A 19,418-nucleotide genomic window follows, 5' to 3' on the forward strand; every position below is an offset into this window, starting at 1 on the left:
CGATATGGTTCTTTTTGGCACCGCCTTTGCGCCTGCCGGAGACGAACAGAACGTTTTTATCGAACTTTGGCACGCTGAGATTTGAGGCGCATGCGACGCCGGTCGCCATTTTGCCCTGCTCCGGCAGGGGTCAGTACTGTCTGAAAGGATCGACATGACACATCCAAACACACGCAGTGCCTGGGAAATGGACCGCGACCACCTGCTGCATCCCTACACCGATTTCGCCACCTTCAAGGACGAAGGCAGTCAGGTCATCGAGAGCGCGAACGGCATCCATGTGACCGACAGCACAGGGCGCAAATTGCTGGACGGGATCGCTGGCTTGTGGTGCGTCAACATCGGCCACGGTCGGCGGGATATGGCGGAGGCCATCGCCAAGCAGGTGATGGATATGCAGTACTACAACCCGTTCGGGCACAGCACCAATGTTCCAGCGGCAGAATTCGGGGCTTGGCTGGCCGAGCATACGCCGGGCGATCTGAACCACGTCTTCTATTCCTGCGGCGGCAGCACCGAGAACGAAGCGGCCGTGCGGATCGCGCATTTCTACCACGAACTGCGCGGTAAGCCGTCGAAGAAAAAGATTATCTCGCGCAACTCCGCCTACCACGGTGCCACTTATTTCGCCGCGAACCTCACGGGGATCGAGGGCACCAAGACCGGTTTCAACCGCATTGCCGATGACATAATCCGCTACGTTTCGGCGGCCAACATGTACGCCAAGCCCGATGATCTTACCGAGGCGCAGTTCTGCGATTATCTGGTGCGCGAATTCGAAGCGACGATTGCCAACAACGGTGCCGACAACATCGCCGCCTTCATCGCCGAACCGATCATGGGCGCGGGCGGCGTGCTGATCGCGCCCGCCGGGTATCACAAGCAGATGAAAGAACTCTGCACGCGCAACGACATCCTTTACATCGCGGACGAGGTCGTGACCGCTTTTGGCCGGTTGGGCCACTGGTTCGCGTCCGAGGCAGTCTTTGACTACCAGCCCGATATCATCGTGTCCGCCAAGGGGATCACCTCGGGCTACATCCCACTGGGGGCGACGATCCTGTCGGATGAAATCTATGATGTCATCAGCCATCCGCAGACCGAAGGCGGGACATTTTCGATGGGGTTAACCTACTGGGGGCATCCGGTCGCCTGTGCGGCGGCTCTCAAGAATGTCGAGATCATGGAGAACGAGGGAATGCTGGCCAATGCGGCAAGCTCGGGTGCCTATTTGATGAAGTCAGCGCAGCGGCTTGCGGACCTGCCGGGCGTTGGCGACGTGCGCGGGCACGGCCTGATGCTGGCGGTGGACATGGTCGCCGACAAGGCGACCAAGGCGGGGATGGACCCGCACCTTGGGTGCGGCCATAAGATCTTTCAGAAATGTGTCGAAAGCGGCGTCATCATCCGCCCTGTCGGCGACCGGCTGGTTTTGTCGCCGCCGCTGATCATTACGCCCGAGCAATGCGATCAAATTGTGGATGCCCTGGGTGAGGCGATTGAAGAATTCGCGCGTGAAACCGCTTGAGATTTAACCAAGATCGACGGGGCCCGGTTACAGGCCCGAGGTCGTGGGCTCTGCGTCGCCAAGCGTCTGCTTGAGAAGATGAACCGCGTCCGCGATGTCGGCCTGAATAGCGATGCCAAGCGCTTGGGCGTCATCGCGCCGGATCGCGTCGAGAGCCATTTGGTGCTTGTCAACGATGTCGGACTTTTCATCCATCGTGAAGACGCTGCGCATGAACGGGCCGAACTGCATCCAGACACTTTCCAAAAGCGGCAACAGCACTTCTGAGGCACCGGATCGGTAGAGCGTAAAGTGAAAATGGTAATTCTCTCGCATGTAGGCCTCGGCGTCTCCGGTCTGGTAGCTCTGGTTCACCCGTCTGTCGCAGGCTTCCATTTCTTCCAGTGTTTCTGCCGTCATAAACGGCAGCGCGCGCATGGCGCAAAGCGGCTCAAGCTGCTGGCGCGCCTGCATCAACTCGTCGAAACGGTGGCGGGTCAACGCCGGCACACAAAAGCGGCCATTGCGCTGAACCTCAAGCGCGCGTTCCCCGACCAGCCGCGTGATTGCGCCGCGCATAGGCATAAGCCCCACGTCCATCGTCTGACTAAGACTGCGGGCATTCACATTCGTGCCCGGCGTGAACTGCCCTGAAATAAGCTGCTCGCGCAGCGCCTGATAGATCTGTTGGTGCTGGGTCGAAATATCTCGCATCAGGATATCCTGTTAGATTGTGTTGCCGAAATAGTCGAATTCCTCCGAAGTGACCTCGGCCATGAAACGGTCGTATTCCGATTGCCGCAAGGCAAGGAACACATGCGCCATCTTGTCACCCAAGGCGTTCCGCAGAAATGTGGATTCGGACGCAAGCGCGATGGCGGCTGCCCAGTCCTTTGGCAGAACATGCTCGCTCGCCGCATCATAGGACGTGGCCTCAGCCTCGGGCTGCAAGTTTTCGCGGATACCCTCGAACATACCGCCGAGCACGCTGGCCGCCACCAGATACGGGTTGGCATCGACTCCGGGTGTGCGGTGCTCGATGTGGCGGTTGGCGGGATTCCCGGCAGGCACGCGGATCGCAACACTGCGGTTGTTGCGGCCCCATGTGGCAGCTGTCGGCGCATAGCTGTTGCGGCCGAACCGTCGCCATGAATTGATGTTAGGCGCATAGAGCAGCATCGACTCTGCCAGCGTCTTTTGCAGCCCTGCCACTGCGTTCAGCAACAGCGGCGCAAGGTCTCCGCCCGTGTCCGCCATCAGGTTCTCGCCCGCCTCGTTCGTCAGGCTGGTGTGCAGGTGCATCCCCGAGCCCGAGCGCCCCGCGAATGGTTTGGCCATGAAATTTGCGCGCATCCCGTGCCGGATCGAGAGGCCACGCACCAGCCGTTTTAGCATCACCAGATCATCTGCCGCGCGCAGCCCACTGTTGCGGTGCCGCAAGGTTAGCTCATATTGTCCGGGCGCGTATTCGGAAATCATCGTCTCAACGGGAAGGCCCTGTACCTCGGCATGGGCGTAAAGCTGTGCGATGAAAGCCTCCATATTATCAAGCGGGTCCAGTGAATAGACCTGATTGGTCTGGTTCAGGTCGCCCGTGATCGGCATCCGCGCCGCCTGCGGGCGGCCATTGGCGTCGCGATGGGCATCCACAAGGTAGAATTCCAGTTCAAAGGCCATGACAGGGTTCATCCCAATCTGGTTGAACGCCTCGATCTGGCGTGACAGCGCATGGCGAGGATCGGCCCCCATCCGCGTGCCGTCCAGCTCGTAAAGGCTGACGCGGACTTCGCCCCGTTTTGGAGAGGTCCAAGGCAGTTCAACCAGCGATCCGGCAATCGGCCACGCGATGCGGTCCGCATCGCCGTCATCCCAGACCAGCCCCGTCTCATCAACGTCTTCGCCCGTGACATCAAGCCCGAGGATCGAGCCCGGCAGATGTCGACCGGACCGGTAGAGCCCCAAAAGTTCGTGACGGCGGATGATCTTGCCGCGCGCGATCCCGTTGGGGTCGATCAATACAAGATCGAACGCCGGGATATCCGGGTGTTTGGCCAGAAAGGCTTCGGCTTCTTCAATGGGCGCAGCTTCATTCGGTCTGGGGGCGGTCATCACATATCCTCCTGCGCGACAAGACGTTTCAGCACGTTTTCGAAGGCACCTAGCAACCCTTCGATCTGCTCGGATGTTGTCGTCGGTGCAACCAGCACCATGTTGTGAAACGGCGTCACGAGATAACCCTGGTTGAGCAAACCGATATGCAATGCATGCTGGATACCATCTATCGCGGCTGCGCGGGATTCCTGCGCGTTCCGTACGGTATCGGCAGAAAATACAATCTCGAGACGCGCGCCGACGCGGCTGACATGCCACGGCAGCCCTGCAGCACGAATTGCCGCTGTGAAACCCTGCTCGAGCCGATCCGCATGACGGTTCATCGTTTCGTAAGCCGCCTCCGTCATGACTTCCTCAAGACAGGCCCGCAGGCAGGCAATTTGCAGCGTGCTGCCCGAAAGGGTCGTTCCGATGCCAGAGTGGCCGATGCCGCTCATCTTGGCGCGGATGTCGGACATCGCCTGGGCCACATCCTCAGACATGCCCCAGATCGCCACCGGCACGCCGCCACCGACAGGTTTGCCGACAACAAAGATGTCCGGCTCAAGCCCATGCACTGCGGTATATCCGCCAAGGCCGGTCGATATGGTGTGGGTCTCATCTATATGAAGCAATGTGCCCGTTGCGCGGGTCAAGTCGCGCAACGCTTTCAGATATCCCTCATCCGGCAGGATCATGCCGCAGTTTGTCATAACGGGTTCGGCCAGAACAACGGCAATTTCGCCCGTCTCCAGCGCGGCCTTCAACGCCTCAATGTCGTTGAACGGGATGCTAACCGATGTTGTGGTGACATCGACAACTTGGCCCAACAGGTTCTTTCGTGCGACCGTCTTGCCATTCTCAAGGTCGACCAGTGTCTCGTCTACCGCACCGTGATAGCAGCCGTCGAACACAAGGATTTTCTTACGACCTGTGACGGCCCGCGCCACCCGAATTGCAAAGCGATTGGCATCGCTGGCCGTCGTCGCGATCTGAAAGACAAACGGGCCAAAGCGGTCCGACAACAGTTTGCCGACTTTCGCCGTTTCGCCTGAAGGCAGCATGGTCGTGAGGCCGCGCGTGCCCGACTGTGATAAGGCATCGACAATGGGCTGGGGCGCGTGCCCGAACATGGCTCCGGTATCGCCAAGACAGAAATCGACGAGTTCGTTGCCGTCAATGTCGATCAAGGTGCTGCCGGATGCGCCGGCGACGGCAAAGGGGAACGGCATGGGCCAATCCCGCATCCAGTGCTGCGGCACCTGATCGTAAAAACCCGGCTCTGGTTTTTCGAACATAGCCTTGCTGCGCGGTCGCTGCTTTTCGTAAATCGGGGCTTCACGCGCGACCATCTCGCGGGCAGTGGCACACAGCCCCGCAAGATCAGTATTTTTCGCCATGGATTGGACGTTTCCTTGGTGGTTCATAGCGGGCCTCAGAGCTTTAATGTTATGACTTTAATGTATTCAGAAATATCTTTGCTTATATTTCAGGGTGTAAATCAACCAAAAAATTGGGAATTATGATTCTTGAGAGGTTCAGCTGTCGGAGAAAGTAATAACAATAGCTCGTGTGTCACTGGGTGATCCCATGATGACAGATGTCGCGTAGAACCCAGCAACAGCGCATGATTGTCCTATGGTCTTGCGCCGGTTTGACGGGGTTTGAGTGTGGTGCCGGGGTTGGAGCGTAGTCGGATGATGAGGAAGTAGGGGCCACGGTGCTAGCTTGTACTACATGGCCCACAGGCGGCGGCTCGCTGCTCGTCGCTGGGTTTGCTGCGCCATATGCGCAAGGCAGAAGTGTTCAGAACTGACCACACCGCACGGTCCTTCCAGTGGCCCTGATGGGTAGTGTGTTCAACTTTGAAAGGGGCTTTTCCGAGACCGCGTTGGATGAACGGACAGTCTGTCGGTCTGAATTAAGTTTATAACCAGTAGACCTGAGCAAATCGTGCGCGATCTTAATCAAGGCCCGCAATGCCTGAGAAGAAATCTTTCTGCCTATGTGCATTGAAAGGCAGCAATGTCCCGCACACCTGTCATCAGTGCATCGCGCAGCGAAAGTCGGCGTCGAGCCAAAACTACGAGAATTTTGCCTTGCAACGAATGGCGGCTGTCAGCGCACAGCAAAAAAACCTTCAACAATCACTTTGGTTTGGAACGGGGTTTTTTGCATCTTAAATCAGGCTGGTTCGCGACCGTTCCCATAACGTGGGTTTGTGACGGGGGTCTTGAACTCCGGCGTGCGAGGTATTGCAGACCTTCGCCGAAGGCCTGCAATTTGTTGTGCTGAAACAACGCGGTTGCTAGAGCGCACTCCAGAGTTGAAACAACAGCCCGATGGCAAATGATCCTATCAACGCGATGCCGAGATAGAGAAGAAACACCTCCCTTTTGACCAAGGCCCAGACCGCGATGGCAGCGGGGAGAGAGCTGACTCCGCCTGCCACGAGAAACGCCATGCCTGCGCCGGGTGCCATACCCTGTCCCATCAGACCGCCGACCAAGGGCAAAGCGGCATAGCCGTTCAGATAGGCAGGCACCCCCACGAGGGTTGCAATACCAATAGGGGCAAGGCCGGTGCCGCCGAGCGAGCGTGCCACCAGATCGGCAGGCAGCCAGGCCAGCATCAGGCTTTCAAGGATGAATGCGAGGGTGAGCCATTTGGCAAGAAACAGCGTGGTTTTGATACCTTCACGCCAGAATTTGGCCACACGCGCATCATCACGCCAGAAATTCCAGACGACCGGCTGAACCGTGCGGACCTTTGCCCCCCCGCAACCGCCATTGCCCACACCTTCGCGCAGCGGATCGGACAGAACTCCGGCGCGGGACAGACCATGCACGATAAGACCGCCAAAGATACCGAGGCTTAGCGCAGCGATCGTTTTTCCGATCGCAAATTCGATACCCAGCACACCGGTGGTCAGAAAGAACATCGACGGGTCCATCACAGGCGAGGCAAGCCAGAAGGCCATGACCGCTGAAAGCGGAACACCCATCGCCAAGAGGGCGGCAATGAGGGGGATGACACCGCAGGAACAGAAAGGAGAGAGCCCGCCGACAACAGCAGCGACAAAGATCATCATGACGGGGGATCCGGTAAAGGCCCGCGCGATCAGCCCGTCTGCGCCTGTTGCCCCTGCATAGGCCGCGATCCCAACGGATAGCGCAAGGAAGGGCGCTACGTTCGCGAGGTTCTGCGCGACAAAACCTGTGGTGGAGAGACCAAGCGGGGTCGCAAAAATGAACAGCAAGATGAGGATGGCTGCCGAGACAAGCCAGACCCTTTCTTTTGCCCAGAGCCGTTGAAGTAGGTCATTGGTCCGGGACGGGACATTTGGATTAAGTTCAGTCATATCTAAATCCTTAGATTTATAGTTTATTTAAGGCGTGAAAAAAGAACGATACCCATTAGGCCGCATCCTTTCGCGTTAGTTTCACCCCTGCGCAACATTCCGATGTCAGGAACGACACCGTTTGATGCATGATAGCGAAATCCACGCGGTTCATGATCTGACGTCCCTGCCGCTCCTGTGTTACCAGTCCAGCGTCCACTAGCGTTTTGAGGTGGTATGCAAGGGTTGATGCCGCCATGCCCAGATGCTGGCCGATCTCGCCGATATTGAGACCATCATTTCCAGCCCGCACCAACAACCGAAAAATTGTCAGGCGCGTGTCATGGCCAAGAGCGGCGAGTGAGAGAGCTGCGGAAGTGTTATTCATCATAATTCAAACAAAACTACATTTATAGTTTTGTCAAGGCGCTTGCGAAAATCTCTATATTGAAACAATGTTACGCAGGGCTCAGCTGCGCCAAGGTAGATCATTCAAAAACAACAGCTGGTACCAGCGCGGCGAAGGGCCGCTTCCCGCCCATTCCGAAAGCTGCGCAAATACCGGCGGGTCGCGGGACCGCTGATGCTCATCGATCACTTCAGTTCCGTGCTGCGTTCATCTCATTATTGTCATACCTGCAATGCGCGACATTTTGATTGGTGAAATTCCAGTCAGCGCGAGCAGGCCCAAGTTAACGTGTCGAGAGATAATCGGCGGAGACGTAGCCCGTGATCTGCGGCGCAGCCGTCAGCGAGACCCGGCACCACAACTGGCCTATTTCGGTCACACAATCGCGGCGAATAAGCGAGGTCCCGTCAGGCAGACCCAACACGACGCTGAAGCCAAGCCCCGGACCCGCACGCAACTTCAGCAATTCGTCCGGACCCGCGCCGACGACCGAAGTGCGTTCAGTGGCAAAATCGCTGCAACCCGAAAGGAGTATGAACGTTAGAATAACCGGAATGATACTGCGATGCATGATCTGACCTCGTTCGTTTCGGTATCCATAGACTGTCATTAAACCAATGCCCAGTGACCTCCTCCGCGCCGCAGCATGGCCTCGCCAAAGGAGACATTCGCGGCAGCAGCAAAATCTGGGATCATATAATTACCGGTACCATCGTGAACGCTGTGCTTGCCGCGATTCTACCCGCGCGAGCGGCACCATCATGCTGCGGATCGCGGTCTAGACATAAACTGACCAAAAGTGGTGGCGTAAGTCCATTCATCGCCCCGAAAAAGTGGATTGTGGCGCGCGAAGATGGCCAGACTGTTGATCTGCGCTGTAAAGCGCGCGCACGGTTGGATTAGCAAAATGACTTGTTTGTGGTGCAGCATGCCTCCGCTCAGTCGGCCAAACGCGCGCTATGAGGTGCCATGACCAAAATCACAGCGGGATTGGCTGGCATTGGGCCCATACTCTTAATGCGGCGGGCTTTTCTGGCGCTTGGATCCCTACGGCAGGGGCTTTGCTGCTGGGCACTTGGCTCGTGGAAAAAGCCTCAAGTGTCCCATTGAAAAACTTTGGGCGGCGTGGAATTGGCAAAAGCCGAAGACGCACAGTTTGCTTGCCACCTTTGCCACCTTTGCTATCGCTGCGGTGCTGCTGGCAGTTATTTCGTATCATACCATGGATGCCGCGTTGCCGACGATATGCGGGACTGGTCAAGGACAAGACCGCTTTGGTTCGCGGCTCGATGCGCATCTATGTCTTTGATGGAATTGCCGTGTTTTTGGGCTGAGTATCCAGTTTTTTTTCAAGGGGCTGAAGCGGCTGGCGGTACTTCCTATTGCTGCCGCTCAATCATAACAAAAGCATAAGCCCCTCGCGCGCCCGTGTGTTTCGGCGCTGGGGTGCGGCCAAATGCGGAAAATGCGCATGAATAACGCGAATAAGAGTCGCCGCTTGCAGATTTCAGGCAATGCCCACGCAAAATTGCGGAAATTACGCGACCGATAACTGCTATCCGAGATGAAACAATCAAGGGTACTTTCAATGAGCAGTCCATTTTACGCATACCAGTCCATTGCGCGCGCGACCCATGAACATGGCGTCGAAACGATGTTCGGGCTGATGGGCGATGCCAATCTTTTTATGGTCGACAGCTTTGTCCGGGATTTCGATGGGCGTTTTGTCCCCGCTGCACATGAGGGGAGTTCGGTTTTGATGGCTGTGGCCTACGCCCATGTCTCGGGCAAAGTGGGCGTTGCTACGGTCACCCACGGGCCAGCGCTGACCAATTGCATCACGGCGCTTACCGAAGCCGCACGGGCGCATGTGCCCTTGGTCATTCTTGCCGGTGATACCCCAGTGGACAACCCGCGCCACCTGCAAAGCATCGACCAACGTGAACTGGTCAAGGTGACGGGGGCAGGGTTTGAACAGCTTCGCACACCGGCAACCGTGGGCAAGGACGTTGCGCGTGCGTTTTATCGCGCCCAAGTCGAGCGCCGCCCGATTGTACTGAACATGCCCGCCGATTTCATGTGGCAAGAGGTAACCCATGACGTGCAGGTGCTTGATGTCTTCACGGCACCGGGTGGCGTCGCACAGGGCGATATCCTTGATGATGCAATCGGTATGATCGCATCCGCGCGCCGTCCTTTGATCTTGGCGGGGGGCGGGGCCGTTGCTGCGCGGGATCAGTTGATCAAGCTTGCCGACCGGTTGGAAGCCCCCCTTGCGACGACGTTGAAAGCGAAGGGGCTGTTCAACGACCACCCCTACGACATTGGTATTTTCGGCACACTTTCCACGCCAGCGGCCTATGATCTGATCGCGCAATCCGATTGCATCGTTTGCTTTGGCACCGCGCTGCACGACTTTACCACTGACCGCGGTAAGCTGATGAAAAATAAGCGGATCGTTCAGGTTGATGTCGAACCCGCAGCAATTGGCGGTGGCTTGCATCCGGATGCAGCGCTGGTTGCCGATGCGGGCCTGACCGCTGAAACTATTCTGTATTGGCTGGATGAAGCAGAGGTCCCACCAAGCGGGTTCACCCGTGACTTGGATGTCGCAACGCTCACGATGCATCCTGCGGGCGCGGAAACAAGTTCGGAAGGGTTCGTAAACTTCGTTTATGCGCTGGAACGGTTGGAAGAGGCGTTGCCCAAAGATCGTGTGCTGGTCACCGATGGCGGGCGTTTTATGACCGAGGTTTGGTGTCGAATTTCCGTGCCCGATCCGCAAAGCTTCGTGGGCACCGTGAATTTTGGTGCCATTGGGCTTGGCTTACAAGAAGCCGTGGGGGTCGGTCTGGCTGCCCCCGACCGCCCTGTTGTGCTTTTCAGTGGTGACGGGGGCTTCATGATGGGGGGCATCAACGAGTTCAACACAGCCGTGCGCCTTGGGCTTGATCTAATTGTCATTATTGCGAACGATTCCGCCTATGGTGCAGAGCACATACAATTCATCGACAGAAAAATGGACCCAAGCCTGACCGAGTTCAACTGGCCCTCGTTCGCGGGAATTGCCAGATCTCTTGGTGGCGAAGGGGTCGAGGTCCACTCGAAAGAAGAGCTGGAAACTGCGCTGGTGCAGCTAAAGGATCGAAAGGGGCCTTTCTTGATCGACCTTCGGTTGGATCCCCGCGATGTCCCGCGCATGCGCATCTAAGCCTTTGTTGCAAATGTAAAATATAGATTGGTCGTTTGGCGCGCGCAGCTGTGATGCAGCTGCGAATGCTACGGCATCACCATCTTGTGACGATGGGCGTTGCACCTTGAGGGGCATGGGTGCCATTCGCCTTCACGCGCTGGTTGTCGCCTCGCATTCAGGCGCGTTTCAAAATTATTGTGAATTCGTCTCAAATCCACACAGAAGCCGGATTGTGTCTTTGTTCTGACATAATACTCCGCAAAAAAGGGCATCATACGAAGATACTTAAATGGTTAGGATGTAAAATGGGCCGTTATTGGTTTGCTGGGATTGCTCTGGTTTCCGGGGTCGCCGCACTTAAGACTGGGCTGATCGTGGCCTTTGTTCTGGAAGCTGGCAGTGCGGACTGGGCGACAGTTACGGGCCTGTTTGCCTTCTTTTTCGCTTTGACCAGCGGGGTGGCCTATTTGTGCATATCACAACTTCAGAAATATCAGGGCGAACAACGGCAGAAACGTCTGGCACCGGGGGCAGGTGAACCTGTCGCCAAAGAAAGCGTCATCGCGCGCTATGCCCCCGATTGGGGGTTGTCGCAGGCCGAAGCGGACGTGGCGATTTTCGTGGCCAAGGGGTTTTCAAATAGTGAAGTCGCCGAGATGCGCGGCTGTGCCATCGCCACGGTCAAATCGCAACTTAGCAGCATCTACAATAAATCGGGCCTAGGATCGCGCTATCAGCTGATTGCTTTTGTTACGGATGAAATTTGTGCCAATGCAAATACGCCGGAAAACGAAAAGGAATCGCGTGCGGATTCCGTGCCGACTCGGCGGCTTCTGCCGCTTGTTGGACGGTCGAAATTCACATCCCAGGACCGTTTGCGCGCCTGACACCGCGCCGTATCCTGACCATCCTGTCTTATTCCACACAAAAAACGCGGGCCCTCAAAGGCGCGCGTTTTCTGCATGATGTCATTTGTTACTGCACCAACCTTATCAATTCGCAGTGATGCCCGGTCAGCGCTAATTCGCCTTCTCCCAAACGCAGGCCTGCGCTGTCCAAGGTGTTGCCAACCACCGCGTCCAGCGGCCCAGTCAGGCCTGTCAGCAAACGGTCCGGCAAGGTGGACAGAACGGTCTGGATCAAGGGGGCCGCCAGACCTGTGATCAGACCTTCCTGACCTGGCTTGACCCTTATTTCGGTCCTGTCGGGGGACAACAGGCTGGCGATGCCTGTCGTTTGCAAATCGCCCGAGCCAAAGCCGCGTGTCGTCCGGTTTGCACGCACATCCGCCATCGAAAAGCTGATGCTTTCCTCTTGCGACGCGCCCAATGCGACGTGGGACCGGGCCTGCAGCGTGATCCCGTTGATGACGACGTCGGGCAGCAGGGGTAGATCAATGCGCAGGGTCAGATCCAAAATATCAGCAAAGCCCAGATCCGAGGGCGCGATCGGCCCGCTGTCAAAAGCCGCTTGGTCCAGTGTGCCCAGATAAAGCGCTGCAACAGATGTGCCGTTCTCGGGGTTGAGCGGCGTAGCCGCCGTTGAAAACCGTGCCGCGGTCGAGTCCGGGTCCGCAGCGCCGCAATTTATTTCATCTAGTGTGGCTGTTGCACCCGCCACTTCGACAAAGACGGGCAGATTGACGCGCGTCACCGACACGCCGACACCCAGATCGCCCAACAGGTCCGGCGTGAACGCAACGTCTGTCTTTAGCCGCATGGCCGCCCGGTGAAGCTGCACGCCCCTTTCACCCAAGGCGATCCATCCCGATTGGGCGGGCGGTTCCCCCGCAGCAAGCTGCGCCGCAGACGAAAGCACGCCGGTGACGCCAATATTGGCCCCTTGGGCCACAGGATGGGTATAGCTATTTGTGGTGCCCAAGGCGGTGACCACCTCAAGCGCGGAAATGTTGATATCTGATGCAAATTCAATCGCTGTCAGGCCCAAGGCACTGTCGATCCCGCCGACCACTGCCGCCACGGGAATTTCTGCCAGCCCCGCGCCACCGGCAAGGCCGTTAAGGCTGCCGGACACCGCAGGGGGTAGCAGGTTTTGCAGCGCTGCGACCATCGTGCCCAGATCGGTTCGGGCATTCAGAATAGCCGCGGGATTACGCGCGGTATTCCCCGTCTGGGTGCGCAATTGGGCAAGCAGATCGCCCATGTTCACCGATGTCTGGGACAATACATCAATATCGAGCACACTGAGCGTGACGGAGGTGCCGAAGCTGTCGGACAGGGCGGCGTTCAGGTCAGCCGGGTCCAACCGGATGATATTGCTATCAAGCGAAAAACTGGCGGCACCTGTGCGGATCGCGGTGGCACTGCGGGTCAGGTCCACTTTGGTGCGGGGCGTGAAAATTCTGGCGAAATGCAGGGGCGCGTCGTCTTTCAGGGCGACAAGGACGCCGTTGATACCGGGACTGCCGGGGGCCAATGGCGTAAACCTTTCGCCCCGCGGCACCGCAGGGTTGCGCAGAAAGCGTCCGGTCGTCACAGCCACCAACGTATCGCTGTCGCGTCCGTTTTGCGCCAAGGCATGCTGCGCGCGGGCGGTCGCGGCGTCTGTATCTGTCATCGCGCTCATCGCGACCATGTCGCTGTCCGCCTGAAGGCTTGCCCGTTCGCGGTAAAGCGATGCGACATCGACCCCAAGGGCCGCAAAGCCCAAAAGCACGGTCAGCAGCAAGGCCACGATTACTGCCACGACCCCCCTGTCATCGCGTGCGAAGGACGTCAGATGTTGTGCGTCAGTAGGCAAGGTACGATTTCCCCGTGATGTCAGCGATATTGAACCCCAGCAGGCTGTTGGCGATATCCATGACCGACCCGTCGATTGCATAGGTGACACGGACCATGATGCCCGGGGTGTCGGTGGTTTCGGTCTGAATGTCAGGCGTCACGGCATCTTGGGACAGCAGCGGATAATTTGAACTGGCTCGCGCTAGATAGGCCTGTGCCAGCTCCACGCGTTCCTCCATGTCCAGCCCCGCGACTGACGCACGCGCAGCCCCCGTTGCCAGTTGTGAAACCGAATGGCTGACCCCGACGTAAAACCCGATCGTCATGATCCCGAAAAGCAGGGCGAATAGAAGTGGCGCGATCAGGACAAATTCGATCGCGACAGCACCAGAGGCATCGCTGCGAAATCTGTTCAATCGCTGCATGGCTTTGTGCCGCATGGTGTGTTCCCTATTCATGAGAAAATATTGTCCAGAACGCTTAGGACCGCAGGCCCGACAAGAACCACAAAGACCGCAGGCATGATGCAAAAGATCAGCGGCAGGGTCATGAGCACCGGCAGGCGCGCTGCCTTTTCTTCAATCGCCATCAGGCGGTTGCCGCGTTGTTCAATGATCAGCGTGCGCATGGCACGCGAAAACGGCGTGCCGTAGCGGTCGGATTGATCCAGCGTTTGCGTGAAAATGCCGATCTCGGGCAGGGGCACGCGCAGGTTCATCTTGGCATAGGCGCTGCGGAAATCATTTGTCATCGCCATTTCCGACACCATTTGCAGCATCTCTTGGGCCAGTTCAGGATGGGTCTGGGACATTTCATGGGCGACACGGTGCAACGCGGGCTGCGGGCCAAGCCCGGCCTCGGAGGTGATGACAATCAGTTCCAGCATATCGGGAAAGCTATGGCGGATGCGGGCAAGGCGGGTCTTGCGTTGAAGGTCCACATACATGTCCACGCCTTTGGACAAGGCCAATGCCGTGCCGATCACCATTGCGGCGGGGATCAGCATTTCAAGGCCAATCGGGGTGGTGAACGCCAGCCAGATCAGCCCGGCCACCAGTGCGGCCATCGGCACCAGTGTCTTGAGAAACGCATAGATCAGCAGGGCATCCCGACTGCGGTATCCAGCCGATGCCAGATTCGTCGCCGTTTCACGCGCCTCGCCACCCAAGACCACAGAAAAGCGTTGGCCAACCGTCGCAACGGTATGGCGCACACGACCGGCAAGGCCGCCAAGCATTCCGCGCGATAGGGGGGCGTCCAGCGTGGCGCGTGCCTGACTGGTGCCGTTGGCGCGGCGCAACCGGGCGGCGCGCAGGCTGCGCTGGCGTTCCATATAAAGCAAGACCGTCAGGGCCAGCAATACGCTGGCCAAACCCGCAAACGCCATCCAGAAAATATGCAAACTTGTGTCAAACATTCAGCTTGCCCATGCGTACCATCACGAAAATTCCAAGGCCGATGCTGGAGGCCGCAGTCACCGACATGACGCGCCCGCGCGGATCGGTATAAAGGGGTTCAAGATAGGCCCCGTTCAGCACCGCAATCAGCACAGCCACAGCAAAGGGTAGCGCTGCCAGAATAACGGCGCTTGCGCGTGCCTCCGATGACAAGGCGCGGGCTTTCTTGCGCAGCTTGCGACGCTCGCGCAGCTGGGTGGCAAGGTTCTCCATGGTTTCGATCAGATTACCGCCGGTTTCAGCCTGCAAGGCGGTCGCCACGGCGAAAAATGTGACCTCGGGCAGGGGCAAACGCGCGCTGAGCCGCTCAAGCGTTTCCGGCAGGCTGTTGCCCATGCGGACTTCGTCATGGCAGCGGGTGAATTCACGCAGGATCGGGCCTTTGGCATTATCGACGACGATGGCCATCGAATCCGTGACCGGACGCCCCGCGCGCAGCCCACGCGCAAAGATATCAAGCGCTTCGGGTAAATCTGCCGCAAAGGTCGCCTTGTACCGGGACTGGGCGATGGACAGAATGCCGAGCAGCAGACCGAAAGTAAGAACGGCCGCAACGGGTAGGGCTGCCAAAGGATGGATGCCCGCCGCCAGAACGGCCAAGGCATAAAGACCCAGCAGGGTGATACCGCTTTGCACCAGCACATCGCCCACACCAAACCCAAGGCTGGTTTGATCCAACTGTCGTTCAATAAAGGCGATCAGCCGCTCGACCGGGTTGGTGGGCTGGGCGACGGCGCGTTTCTTGGGTTTCACGCGCTGCGCCAGGGTTGTTGGCGTCTTGATGTCGGCGCGGTGCAGGCGGGCAATATGGCGGTGCCGCTGGCGGTCGGCCAGCACAAACCCAAGCAGGATCAGACCCGCATTCAGGCCAAATCCGGCCAACAAAAGAATCGTGATTGTCGACATTTTTTACCCTCCCAGGATCGCATCAAGTTCGTCAGCCACCCCGTAATCAGCCGCGCGGTTGGCAAATTTCGGACGGTAGCCGGAATAGACGTGTTTGCCTGTCACCTGCGTGCGGGTGCTTTGTGCATCGGTTTGAAAGGAAAACAATTCTTGCAAGGTGATCACATCGCCCGCGAGGCCCGCAATTTCCGAGATCGACGTGACACGCCGCTTGCCATCGCGCATCCGCGAGACCTGAACGATCAGATGGACCGCATCGACCAACTGACGACGCACGACCCCGCCCCCGGGGGCGAAACCGGCCAATGCGGCCATGCTTTCAACGCGGGTCAGCGCCTCTGTCGGGGAATTGGCGTGCAGGGTGCTCATGGAACCGTCATGGCCTGTGTTCATGGCTTGCAACAGATCCAGCACTTCGTCGCCCCGGATTTCGCCGATGATGATACGGTCGGGCCGCATCCGCAGCGCATTGCGGACCAAGGTGCGCATGGTGACTTCGCCTGCGCCCTCGACGTTGGGTGGGCGGGTTTCAAAGCGAACAACGTGACCTTGCTGAAAGCGCAGTTCGGCGGCGTCTTCGATCGTGACGATGCGTTCGCCTTCGGGAATGAACGCCGACAAGGCATTCATCAATGTGGTTTTGCCCGAACCAGTGCCGCCTGACACCAGAATGTTCAGGCGCAAATACGTGGCCAGCCCTAAAAAGCGGCTCATCTGGTCGGACAGGCTGCCGCCCTCGACAAGGCTTTGTAATTTGACAGGGGACGAGGGAAATTTCCGGATCGTGATCGTGGGCCCGTCAATGGCCAACGGGGGCACGGCGATGTTGACGCGGCTGCCGTCGGCCAGTCGGGCATCGACCATGGGTTGCGATTCATCAATGCGCCGCCCCACAGCCGATGCAATGCGGCTGGCCACCGAGAACACATGCGCATTGTCGCGAAACCGCACTTGGGTCAGTTCCAGCTTGCCGCCACGTTCGACGTAAACCTGATCTGGGCCGTTGACCATAATATCGGTGATGCGTTCATCATTCAGCAGCTTTTCAAGAGGTCCAAGGCCCAGCATATCGGCCAGAACGGTCTCGACAAGTTCTTGGACCTCGCGCCCGTTCATGTGCATTTTCTGTTCGGACGACACGATTTCGATCCCGCTGCGGATCAGGCCTTCCTGTTCTGTGCGGGGCTTTGCGGCAAGTTCGGAAAAATCCATAAATTCCAGCAGCGATCGTACGACATCATTCGCCAACGTCAGCATTTTTGACGACGCGGGTATCGATGCGGGTATATCGGCTGTTTCAAGCGCCGCAGCAGGTGCGGGTTGCGGTGTTTCTTGCGGTTCGGACCGCGTAACCAAGTGCAAAGGGGTCACCTTCTGCGTCTGGGGCGTGTCGGGCTCTGGCTCAGCCTCGGTGTCGGGGGACTTGCCCGCCAATACGCGCGTCGCTTCGGCCAGTACTTTGCGTTGTAGGCTCAAAGGCCACGGAAACTCGCCTTGGTCGATGACATAGGACAAGGCCGCATTGGCGCGATCCTCGGCGGTAAAGCCGGCACCGTCGATCTGCTGCGCGATCTTGGCCACCAGTGCGACGGTTTCGCGCAATGATGGTTGGGTAAGATGCAAGGTCATGCGGTGCCCTTCTTGAACAAGCGGCGTTTGGGTTTGGTTTCGGGGGGCGTGCTATCCGCCATGGTCATCGCCCATAATCGGCGCGTCGCCTTGGCGTATGCTGATCGCGGCTGTGCTTCGATCACGGGTTTGGCAGCACGGTGCGCGCGGTGGATGATCGTGCCGCAGTCGGGCAGGACCGCCGCGATGTCATGGTTGATCGCTTTGGTCAGGTCCTTGACCGTCAGCCTTGCGTCTTGACGGAACTCTGACAACACCGGCAGGACCTTTAGGTCGGGCGCTTTGGATTTCAGCAATGCCATCAACCGGCTGGCCACATTGACGCCTGCGTAACCGGCGGGCACAACCAGCACCAGCGCATCAAGCTTTCGCGCGATGGCAGGGTGCGCCACGAAGGTAGTGCGCGGCAGATCGACCACTAACGCCCCGAATTTGCTTTTCATGGATTGGATCAGGGGCGCGAAAGCGGCCTCAAGCTGGTCAACAGGCTGGATCACGTTGGCCTGCTGGGAAAAAAGCGCAAGACGGTCGTTCAACTGCTCCATCGTGGCGGCCAAAAAGGTCGGATCGACGCGGTCGGGCGCCAACAGCGCCTCTTGCAAGCCGGGCGTGTCCTTGCGGTCCAGATCTATGGCTTGGGTGCCAAACCGCAGATCGGCATCAATCAGGGCAGTCTGAAGCGACGGCCCTTTGATCGACGCGGCGTGAAAGGCAAGGTTTTGGGCCAACAGACTGGCACCGACGCCACCTGTACATCCCATGACGCCGATACAGGTGCCGCTGGGCATCACTGGCGCTGGGGGCGGTGCCGGGTTGCGCGGGGCGGCCTGTGTATTGGCCGCGATAATTTCTTCGGCGGTGACCGGGAATGCAAAATATTCGGTCGCACCGGCATTGCGCAGGGCGCGGTAGATGGTCAGGTCGGCCTTGCCGCCCAGCACAACCACATTCGCCCCAGATTTGCAGATTTCCGTAACGCTTTCACACGCAGCATCCAGCGGCATGTTGCCCATCTCGGTCAACACCGTGCTGGCAATCGCAGGGCCCGTACTGACACGCGCTGCACCACTTAATCCGCCACCGTGCAATGCGGTCGGGTTTGCGCCCATCATAACTGCGACCGCGCGCGCCACTTCGGCACCTTGGTCGGTGCTGACATATGCCGCCAACACAGCGGGGGTCGTAGGGGATGCAGTGGGGGAGGTCATGGAAAGCAGCCTTGATTTAGAGAAAGATAGAGCATTGAGCGCATGGCGATATGAAACGACATGCGCTCAATCTGCAGTTTATTCGGTGATGCCTTCGGCGGTCAGGGCGCTGGCCATTGTGGTAAAGCCTTTGTCGGTTTGCTTGCCCAAGCCAGCGACACTGCCCACGATTACGGCACCCACGAGGGCGGCAAAAAGACCGTATTCAATGGCGGTCGCGCCGTCTTCGTCTTTGCAGAAGGTACGGACGGATGTGCGGATGATTTTACGTGTAAGTGTCATTTTGTTTTCTTTCAGGTTGGGTAGGTCGAATTGCATCGGTCGGGAGTGACCGCTGACAATCGAAATGCCTGCAACCGTCGGGGATCGCTATACGCCGTTGGGTGGAATGTTGGTCGATCAGACCATTGATGCAGGTCTATCATACCAAAGGATGAGGGGGATTAGGCTGCTATGTGCCCCCGCGCGGGCGCGGATGTGGCCGAATTGTGGCAGACATAAACGGGCTGTAAATCTGGCAATTATGGTGGATAATGTCCAATTATTATTAGCACTTGGACGTGTTCTTGGGTGAGGGCTTTGTCCGGATCAAAGGCGAAACTATGGCATCTGATTCTATTTAGGTGGCGCGATTCGAGAGGGCAAAGCGGAAATTCCAGATCAGTGCTGGCTGGCTTGCAACGCGCATGGTGATGCTAAAGGTGCCGCTGCAAGTCGGCAGCCGTCAGCGCTGGCTGACGGCCACCTCTTGCCATCAAGCGGAGCTGTTGCCTTGCAGTGCTGTGGCCGCGTCGAATTGCGAAAGGAAAACCTTGCCAGTCAGCTCTGCCAGAAAATGTTCGCGTTTGAGGCGGTCCATCACGGGGCCTTTGACCTCGGACAGGTGCAGTTGCACGCCCATTTCGCGCAGTCTGGCGTTTATCGCCTCAAGGGATTC

The 19,418-nt window shown here is 58.1% G+C and carries 16 protein-coding genes and 1 pseudogene; 3 read left to right on the forward strand and 14 right to left on the reverse strand.

Features of this window, described 5'->3' with window-relative positions; genetic code table 11:
* Positions 1-154 precede the first annotated feature (154 nt).
* Complete coding sequence (locus tag ABYT07_RS10490) at positions 155-1,528, forward strand: aminotransferase (RefSeq protein ID WP_372991447.1); 1,374 nt, start codon at positions 155-157, stop codon at positions 1,526-1,528.
* A 27-nt stretch (positions 1,529-1,555) separates the two neighbouring features.
* Here ABYT07_RS10490 and ABYT07_RS10495 read toward each other — a convergent pair whose 3' ends face one another.
* From ABYT07_RS10495 to ABYT07_RS10520, 6 genes are all read right to left on the reverse strand, one after another.
* On the reverse strand, positions 1,556-2,221 hold the full coding sequence (locus tag ABYT07_RS10495) for a GntR family transcriptional regulator (protein ID WP_372991449.1): 666 nt from the start codon (positions 2,219-2,221) through the stop codon (positions 1,556-1,558).
* A 12-nt stretch (positions 2,222-2,233) separates the two neighbouring features.
* The gene (locus ABYT07_RS10500; protein WP_372991451.1) at positions 2,234-3,616 is read right to left on the reverse strand and encodes a glutamine synthetase family protein; all 1,383 of its coding nucleotides are present in this window, start codon (positions 3,614-3,616) and stop codon (positions 2,234-2,236) included.
* Positions 3,616-4,998: a transaminase gene (locus ABYT07_RS10505; protein ID WP_372991453.1), complete on the reverse strand. Its 1,383-nt coding sequence runs from the start codon at positions 4,996-4,998 to the stop codon at positions 3,616-3,618. The genes ABYT07_RS10500 and ABYT07_RS10505 overlap by 1 nt, the downstream gene beginning before the upstream one ends.
* Before the next feature lie 908 nt (positions 4,999-5,906).
* Positions 5,907-6,959: a permease gene (locus tag ABYT07_RS10510; RefSeq protein ID WP_372991455.1), complete on the reverse strand. Its 1,053-nt coding sequence runs from the start codon at positions 6,957-6,959 to the stop codon at positions 5,907-5,909.
* A 55-nt stretch (positions 6,960-7,014) separates the two neighbouring features.
* A complete protein-coding gene (locus tag ABYT07_RS10515) occupies positions 7,015-7,329 on the reverse strand; it encodes an ArsR/SmtB family transcription factor (RefSeq protein WP_372991457.1) in 315 nt (104 codons plus the stop codon).
* A gap of 301 nt (positions 7,330-7,630) precedes the next feature.
* Entirely contained in the window at positions 7,631-7,918 is a 288-nt protein-coding gene (locus ABYT07_RS10520; protein ID WP_372991459.1) for an SH3 domain-containing protein, read from the reverse strand.
* 1,017 nt (positions 7,919-8,935) lie between these two features.
* On the opposite strand from ABYT07_RS10520, the gene ABYT07_RS10525 reads away from it, so the two are divergent.
* Entirely contained in the window at positions 8,936-10,558 is a 1,623-nt protein-coding gene (locus ABYT07_RS10525; RefSeq protein WP_372991461.1) for a thiamine pyrophosphate-binding protein, read from the forward strand.
* 287 nt (positions 10,559-10,845) lie between these two features.
* On the forward strand, positions 10,846-11,427 hold the full coding sequence (locus ABYT07_RS10530) for a helix-turn-helix transcriptional regulator (RefSeq protein WP_372991463.1): 582 nt from the start codon (positions 10,846-10,848) through the stop codon (positions 11,425-11,427).
* 88 nt (positions 11,428-11,515) lie between these two features.
* Here ABYT07_RS10530 and ABYT07_RS10535 read toward each other — a convergent pair whose 3' ends face one another.
* The 8 genes and pseudogenes from ABYT07_RS10535 to ABYT07_RS10570 all read right to left on the reverse strand — a co-directional run.
* Complete coding sequence (locus ABYT07_RS10535) at positions 11,516-13,300, reverse strand: TadG family pilus assembly protein (RefSeq protein WP_372991465.1); 1,785 nt, start codon at positions 13,298-13,300, stop codon at positions 11,516-11,518.
* Complete coding sequence (locus ABYT07_RS10540) at positions 13,290-13,721, reverse strand: TadE/TadG family type IV pilus assembly protein (protein WP_372991467.1); 432 nt, start codon at positions 13,719-13,721, stop codon at positions 13,290-13,292. Before ABYT07_RS10540 ends, ABYT07_RS10535 begins: the two co-directional genes overlap by 11 nt.
* Before the next feature lie 14 nt (positions 13,722-13,735).
* Positions 13,736-14,698: a type II secretion system F family protein gene (locus ABYT07_RS10545; RefSeq protein ID WP_372991469.1), complete on the reverse strand. Its 963-nt coding sequence runs from the start codon at positions 14,696-14,698 to the stop codon at positions 13,736-13,738.
* Positions 14,691-15,644 carry a type II secretion system F family protein gene (locus ABYT07_RS10550; protein ID WP_372991471.1) on the reverse strand — a complete coding sequence of 318 codons (954 nt, stop codon included), beginning with the start codon at positions 15,642-15,644 and terminating at the stop codon, positions 14,691-14,693. Before ABYT07_RS10550 ends, ABYT07_RS10545 begins: the two co-directional genes overlap by 8 nt.
* A gap of 3 nt (positions 15,645-15,647) precedes the next feature.
* On the reverse strand, positions 15,648-17,273 hold the full coding sequence (locus ABYT07_RS10555) for a CpaF family protein (protein ID WP_372991473.1): 1,626 nt from the start codon (positions 17,271-17,273) through the stop codon (positions 15,648-15,650).
* Positions 17,270-18,481, reverse strand: a complete 1,212-nt coding sequence (locus ABYT07_RS10560) for a CpaE family protein (RefSeq protein ID WP_372991475.1) — start codon at positions 18,479-18,481, stop codon at positions 17,270-17,272. Before ABYT07_RS10560 ends, ABYT07_RS10555 begins: the two co-directional genes overlap by 4 nt.
* A 78-nt stretch (positions 18,482-18,559) precedes the next feature.
* On the reverse strand, positions 18,560-18,763 hold the full coding sequence (locus tag ABYT07_RS10565; protein ID WP_008229215.1) for a Flp family type IVb pilin: 204 nt from the start codon (positions 18,761-18,763) through the stop codon (positions 18,560-18,562).
* Positions 18,764-19,235: 472 nt separating this feature from the next.
* A pseudogene (locus ABYT07_RS10570) lies at positions 19,236-19,418 on the reverse strand (sodium-independent anion transporter); the annotation flags it as partial.

Origin of the sequence: Sulfitobacter sp. (genome assembly GCF_041552635.1) — a bacterium.
Lineage (GTDB): Bacteria > Pseudomonadota > Alphaproteobacteria > Rhodobacterales > Rhodobacteraceae > Sulfitobacter.

Excerpts from the sequence above, each read along its gene's own strand:
- ABYT07_RS10490 (WP_372991447.1), top strand. The coding sequence starts at position 155 with ATGACACATCCAAACACACGCAGTGCCTGGGAAATGGACCGCGACCAC.
- ABYT07_RS10495 (WP_372991449.1), bottom strand. The coding sequence starts at position 2,221 with ATGCGAGATATTTCGACCCAGCACCAACAGATCTATCAGGCGCTGCGC.
- ABYT07_RS10500 (WP_372991451.1), bottom strand. The coding sequence starts at position 3,616 with ATGACCGCCCCCAGACCGAATGAAGCTGCGCCCATTGAAGAAGCCGAA.
- ABYT07_RS10505 (WP_372991453.1), bottom strand. The coding sequence starts at position 4,998 with ATGGCGAAAAATACTGATCTTGCGGGGCTGTGTGCCACTGCCCGCGAG.
- ABYT07_RS10510 (WP_372991455.1), bottom strand. The coding sequence starts at position 6,959 with ATGACTGAACTTAATCCAAATGTCCCGTCCCGGACCAATGACCTACTT.
- ABYT07_RS10515 (WP_372991457.1), bottom strand. The coding sequence starts at position 7,329 with ATGATGAATAACACTTCCGCAGCTCTCTCACTCGCCGCTCTTGGCCAT.
- ABYT07_RS10520 (WP_372991459.1), bottom strand. The coding sequence starts at position 7,918 with ATGCATCGCAGTATCATTCCGGTTATTCTAACGTTCATACTCCTTTCG.
- ABYT07_RS10525 (WP_372991461.1), top strand. The coding sequence starts at position 8,936 with ATGAGCAGTCCATTTTACGCATACCAGTCCATTGCGCGCGCGACCCAT.
- ABYT07_RS10530 (WP_372991463.1), top strand. The coding sequence starts at position 10,846 with ATGGGCCGTTATTGGTTTGCTGGGATTGCTCTGGTTTCCGGGGTCGCC.
- ABYT07_RS10540 (WP_372991467.1), bottom strand. The coding sequence starts at position 13,721 with ATGCGGCACAAAGCCATGCAGCGATTGAACAGATTTCGCAGCGATGCC.
- ABYT07_RS10545 (WP_372991469.1), bottom strand. The coding sequence starts at position 14,698 with ATGTTTGACACAAGTTTGCATATTTTCTGGATGGCGTTTGCGGGTTTG.
- ABYT07_RS10550 (WP_372991471.1), bottom strand. The coding sequence starts at position 15,644 with ATGTCGACAATCACGATTCTTTTGTTGGCCGGATTTGGCCTGAATGCG.
- ABYT07_RS10555 (WP_372991473.1), bottom strand. The coding sequence starts at position 17,273 with ATGACCTTGCATCTTACCCAACCATCATTGCGCGAAACCGTCGCACTG.
- ABYT07_RS10560 (WP_372991475.1), bottom strand. The coding sequence starts at position 18,481 with ATGACCTCCCCCACTGCATCCCCTACGACCCCCGCTGTGTTGGCGGCA.
- ABYT07_RS10565 (WP_008229215.1), bottom strand. The coding sequence starts at position 18,763 with ATGACACTTACACGTAAAATCATCCGCACATCCGTCCGTACCTTCTGC.